The following is a 14,262-nucleotide window of genomic DNA, read 5'->3' on the forward strand; positions in this document are numbered from 1 at the left end:
GGAGGCTATCTTATGCTGGCGAAACTGAACATAAGCAGTACAAAAAAGCCCCGGCAGATACCGGGGCTTGTTGTTCGGGTCAGGCCGCTTGCGGCGCTTGCTGCTGCCGGATGGCCCGTTGCTGGAACCAGAGCCAGAGACCGATGGCGAAACCCAGCACCGACAGGCTCACCACATAGTGGGAGGGGGCCAGCATGTCGCTCTTCATCCAGAGGGTCACCGCCATCGGGGTGAGGCCGCCGAAGATGGCGTAGGCCACGTTGTAGGAGAACGACAGACCGGAGAAGCGCACCACCGGCGGGAAGGCGTTGACCATCACGTAAGGCACGGCGCCGACAATCCCGACCGCAAAGCCTGCCAGCATATAGAGCGGCACCAGCTGGCTCGTACCGGCCGCCAGACCGTGATAGAAGGCGTAGCTGGAGCCCGCCAGCAGCAGGGAGCCGAACATGAAGGTGAGACCGCTGCCCAGCAGGTCGATCAGTCGGCCATAGACGATGCAGCCGAGGGTCAGGGCAACGATCGCCAGCGAGTTGGCGGTCAGGGCGTCAGCCGGGCTGATGCCATAGACCTTCTGCAGATAGGTGGGGGTCATCAGGATCACCACCACGATACCGGCGGAGAGCAGCCAGGTGAGCAGCATGGAGACCACCACGCTGCTCTTGTGGTTGCGCAGTACCGACTTGAGGGGGAGCTCATCGGCCAGGGTCTTGTTGGCTTTCATCTCGGCGAAGACCGGGGTCTCGTGCAACCAGCGACGCAGGTACATGGCGACGATGCCGAAGATACCGCCCAGCAGGAAGGGCACTCGCCAGCCCCACTCGCTCACTTCGGCTGGTGTCAGGCTCTTGTTGACCGCAGTGGCGATGAGGGAGCCAAGCAGGATGCCGGCCGTCAATCCCGCCGTGAGCGTGCCGCAGGCGACCCCGACTCGACGGGCAGGGACGTGCTCGGCGACAAACACCCAGGCGCCCGGCACTTCACCGCCGATGGCGGCGCCTTGCAGGATCCGCAGTCCCAGCAGGGCGATGGGGGCGCCGATACCGAGCACCGCATAGGTGGGCAGCAGACCGATCAACAGGGTCGGCAGCGCCATCATGATGATGCTGAGGGTGAACATCCGCTTGCGACCGATGAGATCGCCAAAGTGTGCCATGATGATGCCGCCAAGCGGGCGGGCCAGATAACCGGCTGCGAAGATGCCGAAGGTCTGGAACTGGCGCAGCCACTCGGGAATATCTGCCGGGAAGAACAGCTCGCCGATGACCACGGCGAAGAAGACGAAGATGATGAAGTCGTAAAACTCCAGCGCGCCGCCGAGGGCAGCCAGGCTCAGGGTTTTGTAATCCTGTCGATTGAGGGGGCGGGCGTGATCGTGCTGTTGTGTGCTTGTGGTCATATCCGTATGTTTCCCATCGGTTTTTTTAGTTATTGTCACCCCGGACAAGGGGCATATACAGGTGATCGAGAGTATGCTGCCTGCCTCTTGTGTGTAAATCGCGCAATTCGCAACACTGTCTTGCATCTTTTTGGGGCAATCCGAGTGCCCCGCTGGCGGAGGAATGATGGAAAAGAAACGGGTACTGCTCTCCTGGAGCAGCGGCAAGGATTGCGCATGGGCACTGCATCAGTTGCGGCAAGATCCCGCCATCGAGGTGGTGGGGCTGTTTACCACCCTCAATCAGGCATTCGAGCGGGTGGCGATGCACGGGGTGCGCAAGCAGCTGTTGACCGAGCAGGCCGCCTGCGTCGGGCTGCCCCTCATCACCATCGATCTGCCCTGGCCCTGCAGCAACGAGGATTACGCCCGCATCATGACCGGCTTTATCGCCGATGTGGTGGCACAGGGGATCCGCCATATGGCCTTTGGCGACTTGTTTCTTGAGGATGTGCGCGCCTACCGTGAAAAGCAGCTGGCAGGTACCGGCATCGAACCACTGTTCCCGCTGTGGGGCAGCAATACCCGTGAACTGGCACCGCAGATGGTGGCCGCTGGGTTGAAGGCGCGGATCAGTGCTCTCGACCCGAACAAGCTGGATGCCAGCCTGGGGGGGCACAATTTTGACGAGGCACTGCTGGCGGCGCTGCCAGAGGGCGTTGACCCATGCGGCGAGAACGGCGAGTTTCACACCCTGGCCTATGATGGCCCCATGTTCTCCCGTCCGCTCGGCATTCGGGTCGGCGAGACAGTGGTGCGCGACGGCTTTGTCTTTACCGATCTGCTGCCAATCAAGGATTAATTATCGGGCGTCAAATGCTCCCTTTTGCAGGAGCATTCACAGATTTGAGAGGTAGGATGGGGGCACTATTGGCCCCCTCTTTTGATTCAAGATGACAACCTGCCTTATGAAACACGTCTCTCGTCCGGCGCTGCTTGCCTCCTTGCTGGCTGCCGCCCTCTCTCTGCCTGCAGTCGCGGGTCAAGCTGCTACCGTTCAGCCGATCCCTGCCGGTGTCACCACCGTCACTCTGGCCCAGCAGGCGCCGATCCACTGGGTATCGGTGGAGCAGATTGCCAAGAGTCTGGATGGCCTGCCCCCGATGGCGGTCGGGTTTGATATCGACGATACCCTGCTCTTCTCCAGCCCGGGTTTTTATCGCGGCAAGCAGGAGTTCTCCCCCAACGACGAGAGCTACCTGAAGAACCCTGCCTTCTGGGAGAAGATGAACAATGGCTGGGATGCGTTCAGCATGCCGAAAGAGGTGGGCAAGGCGCTCATCGCCATGCACCTCAAACGCGGAGACCACATCTATTTCGTCACCGGCCGCTCGGCCACCAAGACCGAAACAGTGAGCCAGACCTTGCAGCAGACCATGAATATTCCGGCCGACCAGCTCAATCCGGTGATCTTCGCGGGTGATCAGCCGGGTCAGAACACCAAGGTGCAGTGGCTCAAGGATAAGCAGATGAAGCTGTTCTACGGCGACGCCGATGGGGATATCAAGGCGGCGCAGGAGGTCGGCATTCGCGGCATTCGTCTGCTGCGGGCCGCCAACTCCAGCTATCGGCCACTGCCGTTGGCAGGGGCGCTGGGGGAAGAGGTGATCGTCAACTCCCAGTTCTGATCCGGAGCGGATCCATGCAAAAGGGCGGGGCCATTGGCACCCGCCCTTTTTGCATCCGTCATCCAGCTCGGGTCAGTCGTCTGCCCACGGCATCTCGGGCAGGCTGTCGAGGAACTCGCCGTAACGGGTCAGATTGAAGGGGCCCTGATCTGCCTCCATCGCCATCAGCTCGGCACCGAGGGCGCAGGCGATATATTGCAGCGCCTCTTCTCGCGGGGTGCCCTTCATTACCAGCCGCATCAGGGTCGCCTTCACATGGGGCGGGTGACCGTCGTTGAGCTGGTTCTCCACCATCTCCAGCAGCGCGTCTTCATCAAAAAATTCCTGAGTGTCGTTCATGGGATATCCGCAACAGTGAATGTGGCGGCCAGTATAGCCTGAATGTGACTAACACCTTGAATGACCAGCGAATAAACAATCCGATGGGGAGGCCATTTGTTACCCATAATTAGGAGGAGTTTGCCAAGGCAAACAGGTTGGAACACAGATAACATGGATGGACACGCCTATGCCCACGATAGATTCCCTGCTGGCCGAGCCCAAGCTACTGCCCCAGATCCCGGAAGTGATGCGCGATTTGATCCAGACCTTCAATGAAAAGGATCCGGATCTGCTCAAGATCAGCAAGTTGATCAACAAGGACCCTGTCATCTCCGCCAAGCTGCTGCGTCTGGCCAACTCGGCCAAATTCGGCAGCAGCCGTCAGATCGGCACCGTCAATGAGGCCGCGGTGCGGCTTGGATGGCGATGGTGCGCAACATGGTGCTGGCCTGCGGGCTCACCGAATCGGTCACTGCGGTGCCCGGCATTGACCTCAAACATTTCTGGGGTTGCGTCTTCAACGTGGCCGAGCTGGCCCGTCGTCTGGCGGTGAAGAAGGGGATGAAGGGGGATGAGGTCTTTACCTGCGCCCTGCTCTACGATCTTGGCCGCTTGGTGATGCACGTAGGCCTGCCGGAAAACACCGTCCACCACATTCACGATCTGGAGCTGCACAAGGGACGGGCCAAGGCGGAAGAGCTGGTGGTCGGCTTCAACTATGCCCAGGTCGGGGCGGCCATGGCACGCTACTGGAAGTTCCCCGAGACCATCAGCAATGCGGTGGAGTATCACTACAACCCCATGCTGGCCAAGGAGTTCTCCGCCGAGGCAGGGTTGATCCATCTGGCGATCGTACTGGCAGCACAATCCGATGTGGGTGAAGAGGCGCCACCCGAGTGGCCCCACAAGGTGGCAGACGCGCTGGGGCTGAGCTGGGCCGATTGCGCCGCCCAGTTTACTGCGCTGCGCGAACAGGGTAATGGCTACGCCGGGTTACTGGCTGCCTGAGCCCGTTTATCCCATCTCATCAGGGGCCAATATGGCCCCTTTTTTATGGCCGATGGTGCCACAGGCTTGCCAGCCCGGGAGTGACGGGGCACTCTTTGCCCTTCACTTTCCGTTTGAGAGCCCTTGCCATGATTGCCTCCTCCCGCCTGATCCTGCGCGAAATGATCGCCACCGATGCCCCCTTCATCCTTGAGCTGCTCAATGACGGCGACTTTTATCGTTACATCGGTGATCGGGGCATTCGCACCCTGGAGCAGGCGCAGGAGTATATCCAGCAGGGGCCGGCGGTCAGCTATGCCCGTTATGGTCACGGACTCTATCTGGTGGAGCGCAAGGAGGACGGTGCCAGCCTCGGTATCTGCGGTCTGATCAAGCGCGACACCCTGGAGCGGGTCGATATCGGTTACGCCTTCCTGCCGCAATATCGCGGTCAGGGCTACGCTATTGAAGCGGCGCAGGCCGCCCTTGCCGATGGCAAAAGCCGGTTGGGGATTGGGCAGGTAGTTGCCATCGTCACTCCGGGCAACGAGCGATCCATCGGCCTGCTGGCCAAGCTGGGGCTGGTGCGCAGTCGGCTGGTCAAGCTGAGCGAAGATGCCGATGAGTGCCTGCTGCTGGAGCAGTGATCAAGGTCAGAGAGCTGAAAAGCGAATGGCGAGGTAGCGGTCAGGCTGAGTGACAAGCAAGAGACTGGAGCTGGCTAAAGGCGGAGGGGGATAAGCAAAGAGGCCGCCGTGAGTTGCGGCCTATCTGCATCGGGCGCTGCCGGAGGGCAGGCAGGATCAGTTGAGGTCTTCGATGGAGAACTCGCCAGCGATACCATCACAGGAGATGGCGAAACCGCCGCTGAAGCGGGTGCTGAACTGGATCAGAAACGCATCATTGTCGTGCTCTTGCACAGGCAGGTTGATGGGTTTGCTGCGACGCAGGGGCTTGTGTGTTTGTACTGCTTTCATCATGGTATTTCTCTATATAAATTAGGTGTTTGCTCCTTGTATTGGCAAATGTCAGGTCAATGGGCGCGGTCGATTGGGTGAACGACAAGCGCGCAGGAATACCCAGCCCGGTTAAGGGGCGTCTGCACTTTCAAGGAATATGCTGATGCATAAATCAAATTGGGTGGGCAGATCGGATCTGCACCGTGAGAGCCGGGCAACGCAGGCAGACAGCCTGACGGTTCTCAAGGCGAGTAAATCAGAGGGAGGTTATGTGTGTACTGGCAGGATTCATCTAACGTTGAAGCATTGCGAACATAAACAGGGCTGATTAACTAGCCGACGCGCATTCTCTCCTCGAAATGAATAAAAAACAAACAATAATTTGCCGATGTTGAAGTCAGTACGCTTTTCCTCTGTGTAATCAAGACGCTATCAGCAGCAAATATTCGCAACTATCCGCCATAACAAGAGGGCTCCTGACGGGAGCCCTCTCTCATTCTGCAATCAGCACAGTGGGCCGACTCAGTAGTCGCCACAGGCCTTCTTGGCAGCCGTGATCATCGGGGTGATGGTCATGCCTTGCACCACGATGGAGAACATCACCACCGAGTAGGTCATCACCAGGATGACCTGACGCAGGTCGACGCCATGTTCCGGGATCATCATGACGCCGGAGGGGAGTGCCAGTGCCATCGCCATCGCCAGGCCACCGCGCAGGCCACCCCAGGTGAGGATCCGCACCGAGAAGGTGTTGTAATTGCGGAATCGGCGGAAAGCCACATAGGGCAGCGACACGCTGATAAAGCGGGCACCCAGGCAGAGCGGCACCGCAATGACCAGCAGGATCCAGTCACGCCAGGCGAGATCCAGCAGTACCAGCGCCAGACCGATCAGCAGGAACAGCAGGGCGTTGAGGAACTGGTCCATCAACTCCCAGAAGTGATCCAGGTGATGGCTGCTCTGCTCGGAGAAGCCGGAGTGACGGGTCCAGTTGCCGATCATGATGCCGGTGACCACCATGGCCAGTGCGCCAGAGACGCCGATCATGTTGGCAAAGGCAAAACCGGCGGTCGGGATGCAGAGGGTCAGCAGCAGCTCCAATGAACCGTCATCGGTGGCGCTGATCATCACGTGGGCGATAAGGCCCAGCACGGCGCCGAACAGGATGCCACCGAGGGCTTCGTGCAGGAACAGACCGGCCACGCTACCGAAGGTGGGCTCGACACCGCCAAAGGCGACGGCAAACACGGTAGCGAAGATGACGAGGCCAACACCATCGTTGAACAGGGATTCCCCTTCGATCTGGATGGCGATCTGGGGTGGCGCTTTCATCTTCTTGACGATAGCCAGTACGGCAATCGGGTCAGTGGGGGAGATCAGCGCGCCGAACAGCATGCAGTAGACCAGCGGCAACTCCCAGCCCAGCAGCTTGGCGATAAACCAGAAGCCGTAGCCGATGAGGAAGGTGGAGAGCAGGGTGGCAATGATGGCCAGAATGGTGATCTCCCACTTCTGGCTACGCAGCGCCTTGAGGTTGATGCCAAGGCCACCGGCGAACAACAGGAAGCCCAGAATCCCCTTCAGCAGGAAGTTCTGGAAGTCGATGCTCTCCATGGTCTTGACGGCAAGAGGTTCCAGGTTGAACCAGCCCAGTTTGCCAAACAGCACCAGCAGTGCGGAGATCAGCATAGAGCCCGCAGTAATGGCGATGGTGGTCTGGATCTTCACAACATACTGGTTGGCAAAGGCGATAAAAATCGCCAACGCTGCCAGAAAACAGAGTGTGTAGTAGACGCTCATAGTTATTTTTTTCTCGTTGGTAGACAGCAAGCACGTATCCCTATGCAGGACGGGCATAGGTTACTCTCGGGCCCTATGTTACTCATTACCCATAAATGAGTATATGGTGGCGCATTTGGACTGATAGACGGCTAGATTTCCATTTTATTTGTTTGCTGTTAGGATGCTGTTTACGCAGTTGCATGGATGTAAGAGGAACACGCGGTGTCGAACGTAATGTCGAGCAGAGAGCCGAGCAAGCAGTCGGACGTAACAAAGAAGCTGGAAGCCTGCCTCAGGGAGCGGATCCTGATCATCGACGGGGCCATGGGCACCATGATCCAGGGCTACAAGCTGGGGGAAGCGGATTATCGGGGTGAGCGGTTTGCCGACTGGCATACCGACATCAAGGGCAACAACGATCTGCTGGTGCTGACCCGTCCGGCGGTGATCCGCGAGATCCACGAGCAGTATTGCGCTGCCGGGGCCGACATTCTCGAGACCAACACCTTCAACGCCACTCGCATCGCCATGGCCGATTACGAGATGGAAGAGTTCTCGGCCGAGATCAACCGGGAAGCCGCCCGTCTGGCCCGCGCCGTGGCAGACGAGTGGACGGCAAAAGATCCCGCCAAGCCGCGTTTTGTAGCAGGGGTGTTGGGCCCCACCAACCGCACCGCCTCCATCTCGCCGGATGTGAATGATCCCGGCAAGCGCAACGTCACCTATGACCAGCTGGTGGCCGCCTATACCGAATCGACCCACGCCCTGATCGAGGGGGGCGCCGACATCATCCTGATCGAGACCATCTTCGATACCCTCAACGCCAAGGCCGCCGCCTTCGCGGTGGAAGGGGTGTTCGAGGCGCTGGGCTACAGCCTGCCGGTGATGATCTCCGGCACCATTACCGATGCCTCCGGCCGTACCCTCTCCGGCCAGACCACCGAAGCCTTCTACCATTCGTTGCGCCACGTCAAACCCGTTTCGTTCGGCCTCAACTGTGCGCTTGGGCCCGATGAGCTGCGCCAGTATGTGGAGGAGCTGTCTCGCATCAGCGAGACCCATGTCAGTGCCCACCCCAACGCCGGTCTGCCCAATGCGTTCGGCGAGTACGACCTCGATGCGGGTGAGATGGCAGAGCATATCCGCGAGTGGGCCCAAAGCGGCTTCCTCAACCTGGTCGGCGGTTGCTGCGGCACCACCCCGACCCATATTCGCGCCATGGCCGACGCCGTGGCGGGCATCAAGCCGCGTGTGCTGCCCGAGCTGCCGGTGGCCTGCCGCCTGTCGGGTCTTGAGCCGCTGATCATTACCCCTGAATCCATGTTCGTGAACGTGGGGGAGCGCACCAACGTTACCGGTTCGGCCAAGTTCAAGCGGCTGATCAAGGAGGGGCTCTACGACGAGGCGCTCGATGTTGCCAAGCAGCAGGTGGAGAACGGCGCCCAGATCATCGACATCAACATGGACGAGGGGATGCTGGACGCCGAAGCGGCCATGGTGCGCTTCCTGAACCTCATCGCCGGTGAGCCGGATATCGCCCGGGTGCCGGTGATGATCGACTCCTCCAAGTGGGAGGTGCTGGAAGCGGGCCTCAAGTGCGTGCAGGGCAAGCCGGTGGTCAACTCCATCTCCATGAAAGAGGGGGAGGAGAAGTTCATTCAGCAGGCGAAACTGCTGCGCCGCTACGGCGCCGCCGTCATCGTGATGGCGTTCGATGAAGCGGGGCAGGCCGATACCCGCGCCCGCAAGTTCGAGATCTGCCAGCGTGCCTACCGGATCCTGGTGGATCAGGTCGGTTTCCCGCCGGAAGACATCATCTTCGACCCCAACATCTTCGCGGTAGCGACCGGCATCGACGAGCACAACAACTACGCGGTGGACTTCATCGAGGCGGTGAAGGACATCAAGACGCACCTGCCCCACGCCATGATCTCCGGCGGCGTCTCCAACGTCTCGTTTTCGTTTCGCGGCAACGAGCCGGTGCGCGAAGCCATTCACGCAGTCTTCCTCTACCACGCCATCAAGAACGGCATGGACATGGGGATCGTCAACGCCGGTCAGCTCGCCATCTATGAAGACATTCCGGCGGAGCTGAAAGAGAAGGTCGAGGCGGTGGTGCTCAACCTCAATGACAACGCCACCGAGGAGCTGCTGGCCATCGCCGAGAAGTATCGCGGTGCCGGTGCACAGGCTGAGGATCCGCGGGATCAGGAGTGGCGCAGCTGGCCGGTGGGCAAACGGCTGGAGCACGCACTGGTCAAGGGGATCACCGACTTTATCGAAGAGGATACCGAAGAGGCGCGCGCCGGTGCCGAGAAGCCGCTGCACGTCATCGAAGGGCCGCTGATGGATGGCATGAACGTGGTCGGCGACCTGTTCGGCGCCGGCAAGATGTTCCTGCCGCAGGTGGTGAAATCGGCCCGGGTGATGAAGCGGGCGGTGGCCTATCTGCAGCCCTATATCGAGGCGGAAAAATCGGGCGGCTCCAGCAATGGCAAAATCGTGCTGGCCACCGTCAAGGGTGATGTGCACGACATCGGCAAGAACATCGTCGGGGTAGTGCTGCAGTGCAACAACTTCGAGATTGTCGACCTCGGGGTCATGGTCTCCTGCGAGACCATTCTCAAGACTGCGCGGGAGGTCGGCGCCGATATCATCGGGTTGTCGGGTCTTATCACCCCGTCGCTGGACGAGATGGTGCACGTGGCCAAGGAGATGGAGCGTCAGGGCTTCAAGCTGCCGCTGCTGATCGGCGGTGCCACCACCTCCAAGGCCCACACTGCGGTGAAGATCGAGCAGAACTACTCGGAGCCTGTGGTCTATGTCTCCAACGCCTCCCGCGCGGTGGGGGTGGCCCAGAGCCTGCTTAGTCCGGATCTCAAGGAGGCGTTTGTCGCCCGCATCGACAAGGAGTACGAGATCGCCCGGGATCAGCATGCCCGCAAGCAGCCGCGCTCCCGTCCGGTCAGTCTGGCCCACGCCCGCGCCAACCGGCATCAGCTGGACTGGGTTGGCTACCAGCCACCTAAGCCCCGCGAGCTCGGGGTGCAGAAGTTCGAAGATGTGGCCATTTCGGTACTGCGCCCCTACATCGACTGGACGCCGTTCTTCCTCAGCTGGGAGCTGGCTGGCAAGTATCCGCGAATCCTTGAGGATGAGGTCATCGGCGAGGAGGCGACCAAGCTGTTTGCCGATGCCAACGCCATGCTGGATCAGCTGGAAAAGGATCAGAGCGTGCGCTGCGCCGGCATCATCGGCCTGTTCCCGGCCAACGCGGTGGGGGACAGCATCGAGGTCTACAGCGACGAGTCGCGCACCGAGGTCATCAAGATGCTGCATCACCTGCGCCAGCAGAGCGAGAAGCAGGGCTTCCCCAACTACTGTCTGGCGGACTATGTGGCGCCGAAAGAGAGTGGCAAGCCCGACTGGATCGGCGCCTTCGCGGTGACCGGCGGTATCGGTGAGGAGGCCATCGCCAAGGCCTACAAGGCGCAGCACGACGACTACAACGCCATCCTTATTCAGGCGGTGTGCGACCGTCTGGCCGAAGCCTTTGCCGAGTATCTGCACGAGCAGGTGCGCAAGGTACATTGGGGTTATGCTCCCGACGAGGCCCTCAGCAACGAGGAGCTCATTCGCGAGAACTATCAGGGCATCCGCCCGGCCCCCGGTTATCCGGCCTGCCCGGAGCACACCGAGAAGGGGAGCATCTGGGAGCTGCTGGAGGTGGAGCAGGCTATCGGCATGCAGCTCACCGAATCCTACGCCATGTGGCCGGGGGCGGCGGTGTCGGGCTGGTACTTCTCCCACCCCGAGAGCAAATACTTCGCGGTGGCGCAGATCCAGCAAGATCAGGTGGAAGATTACGCCGCCCGCAAGGGGATGACGCTGGCAGAGGCCGAGCGCTGGCTGGGGCCAAACCTGAACTGACTCCCGCGTGACACCGGTTGATCTTTAACGAGAAACGGCGGCATCCTTGCTCGGGTTGAACAACCTGCGCAGAGCCGCCGTTTAACCTGTTGGTCACAGTGATGTGGTAGCGTGCGGTTTGGTGTGGTTTGTCTTGTTGTCAGGATAAACAATTGGCGTTGTCTTGGCGCTGTGGCACCTTATACTCTCCCGCCCCATCCTGCCCAGGCATAGCCTTCTAGCGGAATTGTCATGAAGATCGCCATTTTATCCCGTGAGCCGAAAAACTACTCCACCCGCCGTCTGGTCGAGGTGGCGCAGGCGCGCGGTCATCAGGTAGAGGTGCTCGACACCCTGCGCTGCTATATGAATATCGCTTCCCACAACCCATCCATTCACTACGAGGGTGGGGAGCTGGGAAGTTATGACGCCGTGATCCCGCGGATCGGTGCCAGCATTACCGCCTACGGCACCGCCGTGCTGCGCCAGTTCGAGATGATGAACACCATGGCCCTCAACAGCTCGGTGGCCATCAGCCGCTCCCGCGACAAGCTGCGGGCGATGCAGCTGCTCTCCCGCCACGGTATCGGCCTGCCCATCACCGGCTATGCCCACAGCACCCACGACGTGCCCGACCTCATCACCATGGTGGGCGGGGCGCCGCTGGTGGTGAAGCTGCTGGAGGGAACCCAGGGGATTGGCGTGGTGCTCTGCGAGACCCAGAAAGCCGCCGAGAGCGTGATCGAGGCCTTTATCCAGACCAATAACAACATTCTGGTGCAGGAGTATATCCGCGAGGCCAATGGCGCCGATATCCGCTGTCTGGTGGTCAACGGCAAGGTAGTTGCCGCCATGCGCCGTCAGGCCCAGCCGGGGGAGTTTCGCTCCAACCTGCACCGTGGCGGCACCGCCGAGGCGATCAAGATCACCCCGGAAGAGCGCGCGACCGCCGTACAGGCCGCCAAGATCATGGGGCTGGATGTAGCGGGGGTCGATATCCTGCGTAGCGCCCGTGGCCCGCTGGTGCTGGAGGTCAACTCCTCCCCCGGCCTGCAAGGGGTGGAAGCCGCCTCCGGCAAGGATGTGGCCGGCAAGATCATCGAGTTCCTCGAACTCAAGGCGAGCCGCAAGAACAAACCGGCGGAGTGAGCCTCAGGCTTGCATCTGTCAGATAGAAACAGGGCGCCCTCGGGCGCCTTGTTGCTATCTGGCTGGTGGGTTGGCGGTGCCGCAGTTCCCTCACCCTAGCCCTCTCCCAAAGGGAGAGGGAACTGTTCGGCAGTGATCATCGCCAGCCGGGCGCTGAAAATTCCGTCCTTCAGCCGGGTATCGATCTTCCAACCGAGTTTCTCGCAGATGCGCTGGATGATGGTGAGGCCACAGCCGTAGCCGAGGATCTGGTCCGGTGCCGCCGCCGTCGGGTTGCTGATGGTGAGCACCGGGCCACACAGCTCGATGTCGATATGTCCCTCGGCATAGCTCAGGGCATTTTTCAGCAGGTTGCCGAGGGCGATGGCGAGCAGGGAGAGGGGGGTGTTTACTTCGCAGCTCTCGTCCAGATTAAGCCGGATATCGAGGGCCTCCCGCTGCAACAGCGGAGCGAGGCGGGCTAGCTCCTGACGGATCAGCGGGGTCACCTGCTGCAGCGGTCGCTCCACTGCCTCCTTGCGGCCCAGCAGCAGGAAGGTCTCGGTGAGCAGTGCCATCTCGTCGGCGGCGGCGCGGATGCGGGTGGTGGCGCGGGCGGCCGGTGCGGGCAGATCTGTCACCTTGCCAAGCAGCGCGGCCGAGCCCTGGATCACCATGTTGGGGGTGCGCAGCTCGTGGCTGGCGAAGCGGCTGAACTCCTGCTCGCGGGCGAACACTGCACTCACCTCCTGCTTGCCGGCCAGCAGCGCCAGCTCGATGTCCCGCAGCTCCTGCCAGGGGGCATCGGGCTCGAAATCCGCCTGATCCGGGGTGAGGTGGGCGACCCTCTGTTGCAGCCGTTGCAGCGGCCCTGTGATATGGCGTACCAGCCAGATGCCGAAGCCGAGGCAGCCCAGCAGCAGGGTCACCCCGATCAGCCGGGTCGCCAGATGCAGCTTGTCTTCGTAGGGGTCTAGGTAGTCGTCGGCGTCGTCGTTGAAGACCAGATAGAGCAGTCCCTCGCCGGAGGGGTGACGGGCCACCAGAAAGTGTTTGTCCTCCTTGCCCAGCTGATGCTCGAAAAAGCCGGGAGTCTGGTAGGGCTTCAACCACTTGGGCAAGCGGCCTGCCTCGGTCCAGTAGCTGGAGAACTGTCTGGGGCTCGGGGCGGCCGCCACCGGGCCGAGTCGCAGCCAGTCATCGCTGTAGCGGGTCACTTCCGCCTCCAGCCAGTGGCGCAGGCTCAGCTCCTCCATCTTGTCTTCGGCCACCAGCATCAAGCCAGAGAGCAGGATCAGCAGCACCACCCCGGCGCCGCCGAGCGCCATGATCAGGCGGCGGCGCAGGCTCGGCAGGCTCATGCGCTCACCAGTCGATAGCCCTGACCGTGCAGGGTCTCCAGCATGGGAGTGGGGAAGGGCTTGTCGAGCGCGTTGCGCAGGGCGTAGATATGGCTGCGCAGGGCATCGGAGTCGGGCTCCTCATCGCCCCAGACGGTGTCGAGCACCTCCTGACGGCTGACGATGGCGGGGGCGCGGCGGGCCAGCAGGGCGAGGATCTGGAACGGGATCTTGCCGAGCTTGAGGGGTTCACCGGCGCGGGTGGCACGGCCGCTGGCGACATCGACCGTCAGATCGCCAAAGCTGATGGCCCCCACATCGCCGCGCGGGCCGCGCAGACTGAGGGCTTGCAGCCGCACCTCCAGCTCCTCCATGGCGAACGGCTTGACCAGATAGTCATCCCCTCCCGCCTTGAAGCCTGCCAGCTTGTCTTCCAGGCTGTCGCGGGCGGTGAGAAACAGTACGGGAGTGGCAATCCCCTGCTCGCGCAGGCGCGCCACTGTGCTGAGGCCATCGAGGCGCGGCATCATCACATCCATGATGATGACGTCGAAACGCTGATCCTCCAGCAGTTGCAGCGCCGCCTGACCGTGATAGGCACAATCGAGGCGGTGACCGGCCAGCTCCAGATAATCCATGATGGTTTCCGCCACCTGAGGATTGTCTTCCACTACCAAAATCTTCATGCTTTGCTCTCCTGGTTGGCGAGCGTTTCACGCTCTTTTCACACCGGATTCGGCATCCTGTTTGCCAGTGTAACCCCGAGGATC

11 protein-coding genes and 1 pseudogene are annotated in these 14,262 nt (G+C 61.1%); 6 read left to right on the forward strand and 6 right to left on the reverse strand.

Features of this window, described 5'->3' with window-relative positions:
• Positions 1 to 79: 79 nt before the first annotated feature.
• Entirely contained in the window at positions 80 to 1,399 is a 1,320-nt protein-coding gene (locus ACTG2J_RS01865; protein WP_047434708.1) for an MFS transporter, read from the reverse strand.
• A gap of 166 nt (positions 1,400 to 1,565) precedes the next feature.
• On the opposite strand from ACTG2J_RS01865, the gene ACTG2J_RS01870 reads away from it, so the two are divergent.
• Both ACTG2J_RS01870 and aphA read left to right on the forward strand, forming a co-directional pair.
• Positions 1,566 to 2,240 (forward strand): ATP-binding protein, encoded by a 675-nt coding sequence (locus ACTG2J_RS01870; RefSeq protein ID WP_113740387.1) that lies wholly within the window; start codon positions 1,566 to 1,568, stop codon positions 2,238 to 2,240.
• Between the two features lie 106 nt (positions 2,241 to 2,346).
• On the forward strand, positions 2,347 to 3,066 hold the full coding sequence (gene aphA / locus ACTG2J_RS01875; RefSeq protein ID WP_113740388.1) for an acid phosphatase AphA: 720 nt from the start codon (positions 2,347 to 2,349) through the stop codon (positions 3,064 to 3,066).
• A gap of 72 nt (positions 3,067 to 3,138) precedes the next feature.
• Here the strand turns inward: aphA and ACTG2J_RS01880 are convergent, their stop codons facing one another.
• Positions 3,139 to 3,405 (reverse strand): hypothetical protein, encoded by a 267-nt coding sequence (locus ACTG2J_RS01880; RefSeq protein WP_005348674.1) that lies wholly within the window; start codon positions 3,403 to 3,405, stop codon positions 3,139 to 3,141.
• Between the two features lie 169 nt (positions 3,406 to 3,574).
• On the opposite strand from ACTG2J_RS01880, the pseudogene ACTG2J_RS01885 reads away from it, so the two are divergent.
• A pseudogene (locus ACTG2J_RS01885) lies at positions 3,575 to 4,395 on the forward strand (HDOD domain-containing protein).
• A gap of 128 nt (positions 4,396 to 4,523) precedes the next feature.
• A complete protein-coding gene (locus ACTG2J_RS01890) occupies positions 4,524 to 5,021 on the forward strand; it encodes a GNAT family N-acetyltransferase (RefSeq protein WP_107682222.1) in 498 nt (165 codons plus the stop codon).
• Between the two features lie 156 nt (positions 5,022 to 5,177).
• Here ACTG2J_RS01890 and ACTG2J_RS01895 read toward each other — a convergent pair whose 3' ends face one another.
• Complete coding sequence (locus ACTG2J_RS01895; protein ID WP_005340085.1) at positions 5,178 to 5,354, reverse strand: hypothetical protein; 177 nt, start codon at positions 5,352 to 5,354, stop codon at positions 5,178 to 5,180.
• Between the two features lie 501 nt (positions 5,355 to 5,855).
• Positions 5,856 to 7,133: a cation:proton antiporter gene (locus ACTG2J_RS01900; protein ID WP_021231596.1), complete on the reverse strand. Its 1,278-nt coding sequence runs from the start codon at positions 7,131 to 7,133 to the stop codon at positions 5,856 to 5,858.
• Positions 7,134 to 7,349: 216 nt separating this feature from the next.
• Between ACTG2J_RS01900 and metH the strand changes: the two genes are divergently transcribed.
• Both metH and rimK read left to right on the forward strand, forming a co-directional pair.
• Positions 7,350 to 11,045: a methionine synthase gene (gene metH / locus ACTG2J_RS01905; RefSeq protein ID WP_439997894.1), complete on the forward strand. Its 3,696-nt coding sequence runs from the start codon at positions 7,350 to 7,352 to the stop codon at positions 11,043 to 11,045.
• Between the two features lie 231 nt (positions 11,046 to 11,276).
• On the forward strand, positions 11,277 to 12,173 hold the full coding sequence (rimK, locus tag ACTG2J_RS01910; protein WP_005340088.1) for a 30S ribosomal protein S6--L-glutamate ligase: 897 nt from the start codon (positions 11,277 to 11,279) through the stop codon (positions 12,171 to 12,173).
• A gap of 95 nt (positions 12,174 to 12,268) precedes the next feature.
• Here rimK and ACTG2J_RS01915 read toward each other — a convergent pair whose 3' ends face one another.
• Positions 12,269 to 13,513, reverse strand: coding sequence for a sensor histidine kinase (locus tag ACTG2J_RS01915; RefSeq protein WP_113740391.1), 1,245 nt, complete (start codon positions 13,511 to 13,513; stop codon positions 12,269 to 12,271).
• Entirely contained in the window at positions 13,510 to 14,178 is a 669-nt protein-coding gene (locus ACTG2J_RS01920; protein ID WP_111900303.1) for a response regulator transcription factor, read from the reverse strand. Before ACTG2J_RS01920 ends, ACTG2J_RS01915 begins: the two co-directional genes overlap by 4 nt.
• Positions 14,179 to 14,262 lie beyond the last annotated feature (84 nt).

The sequence above is a fragment of the Aeromonas sp. 6P genome (genome assembly GCF_051919525.1).
In the GTDB taxonomy this organism is placed as follows: Bacteria; Pseudomonadota; Gammaproteobacteria; order Enterobacterales; family Aeromonadaceae; genus Aeromonas; species Aeromonas veronii.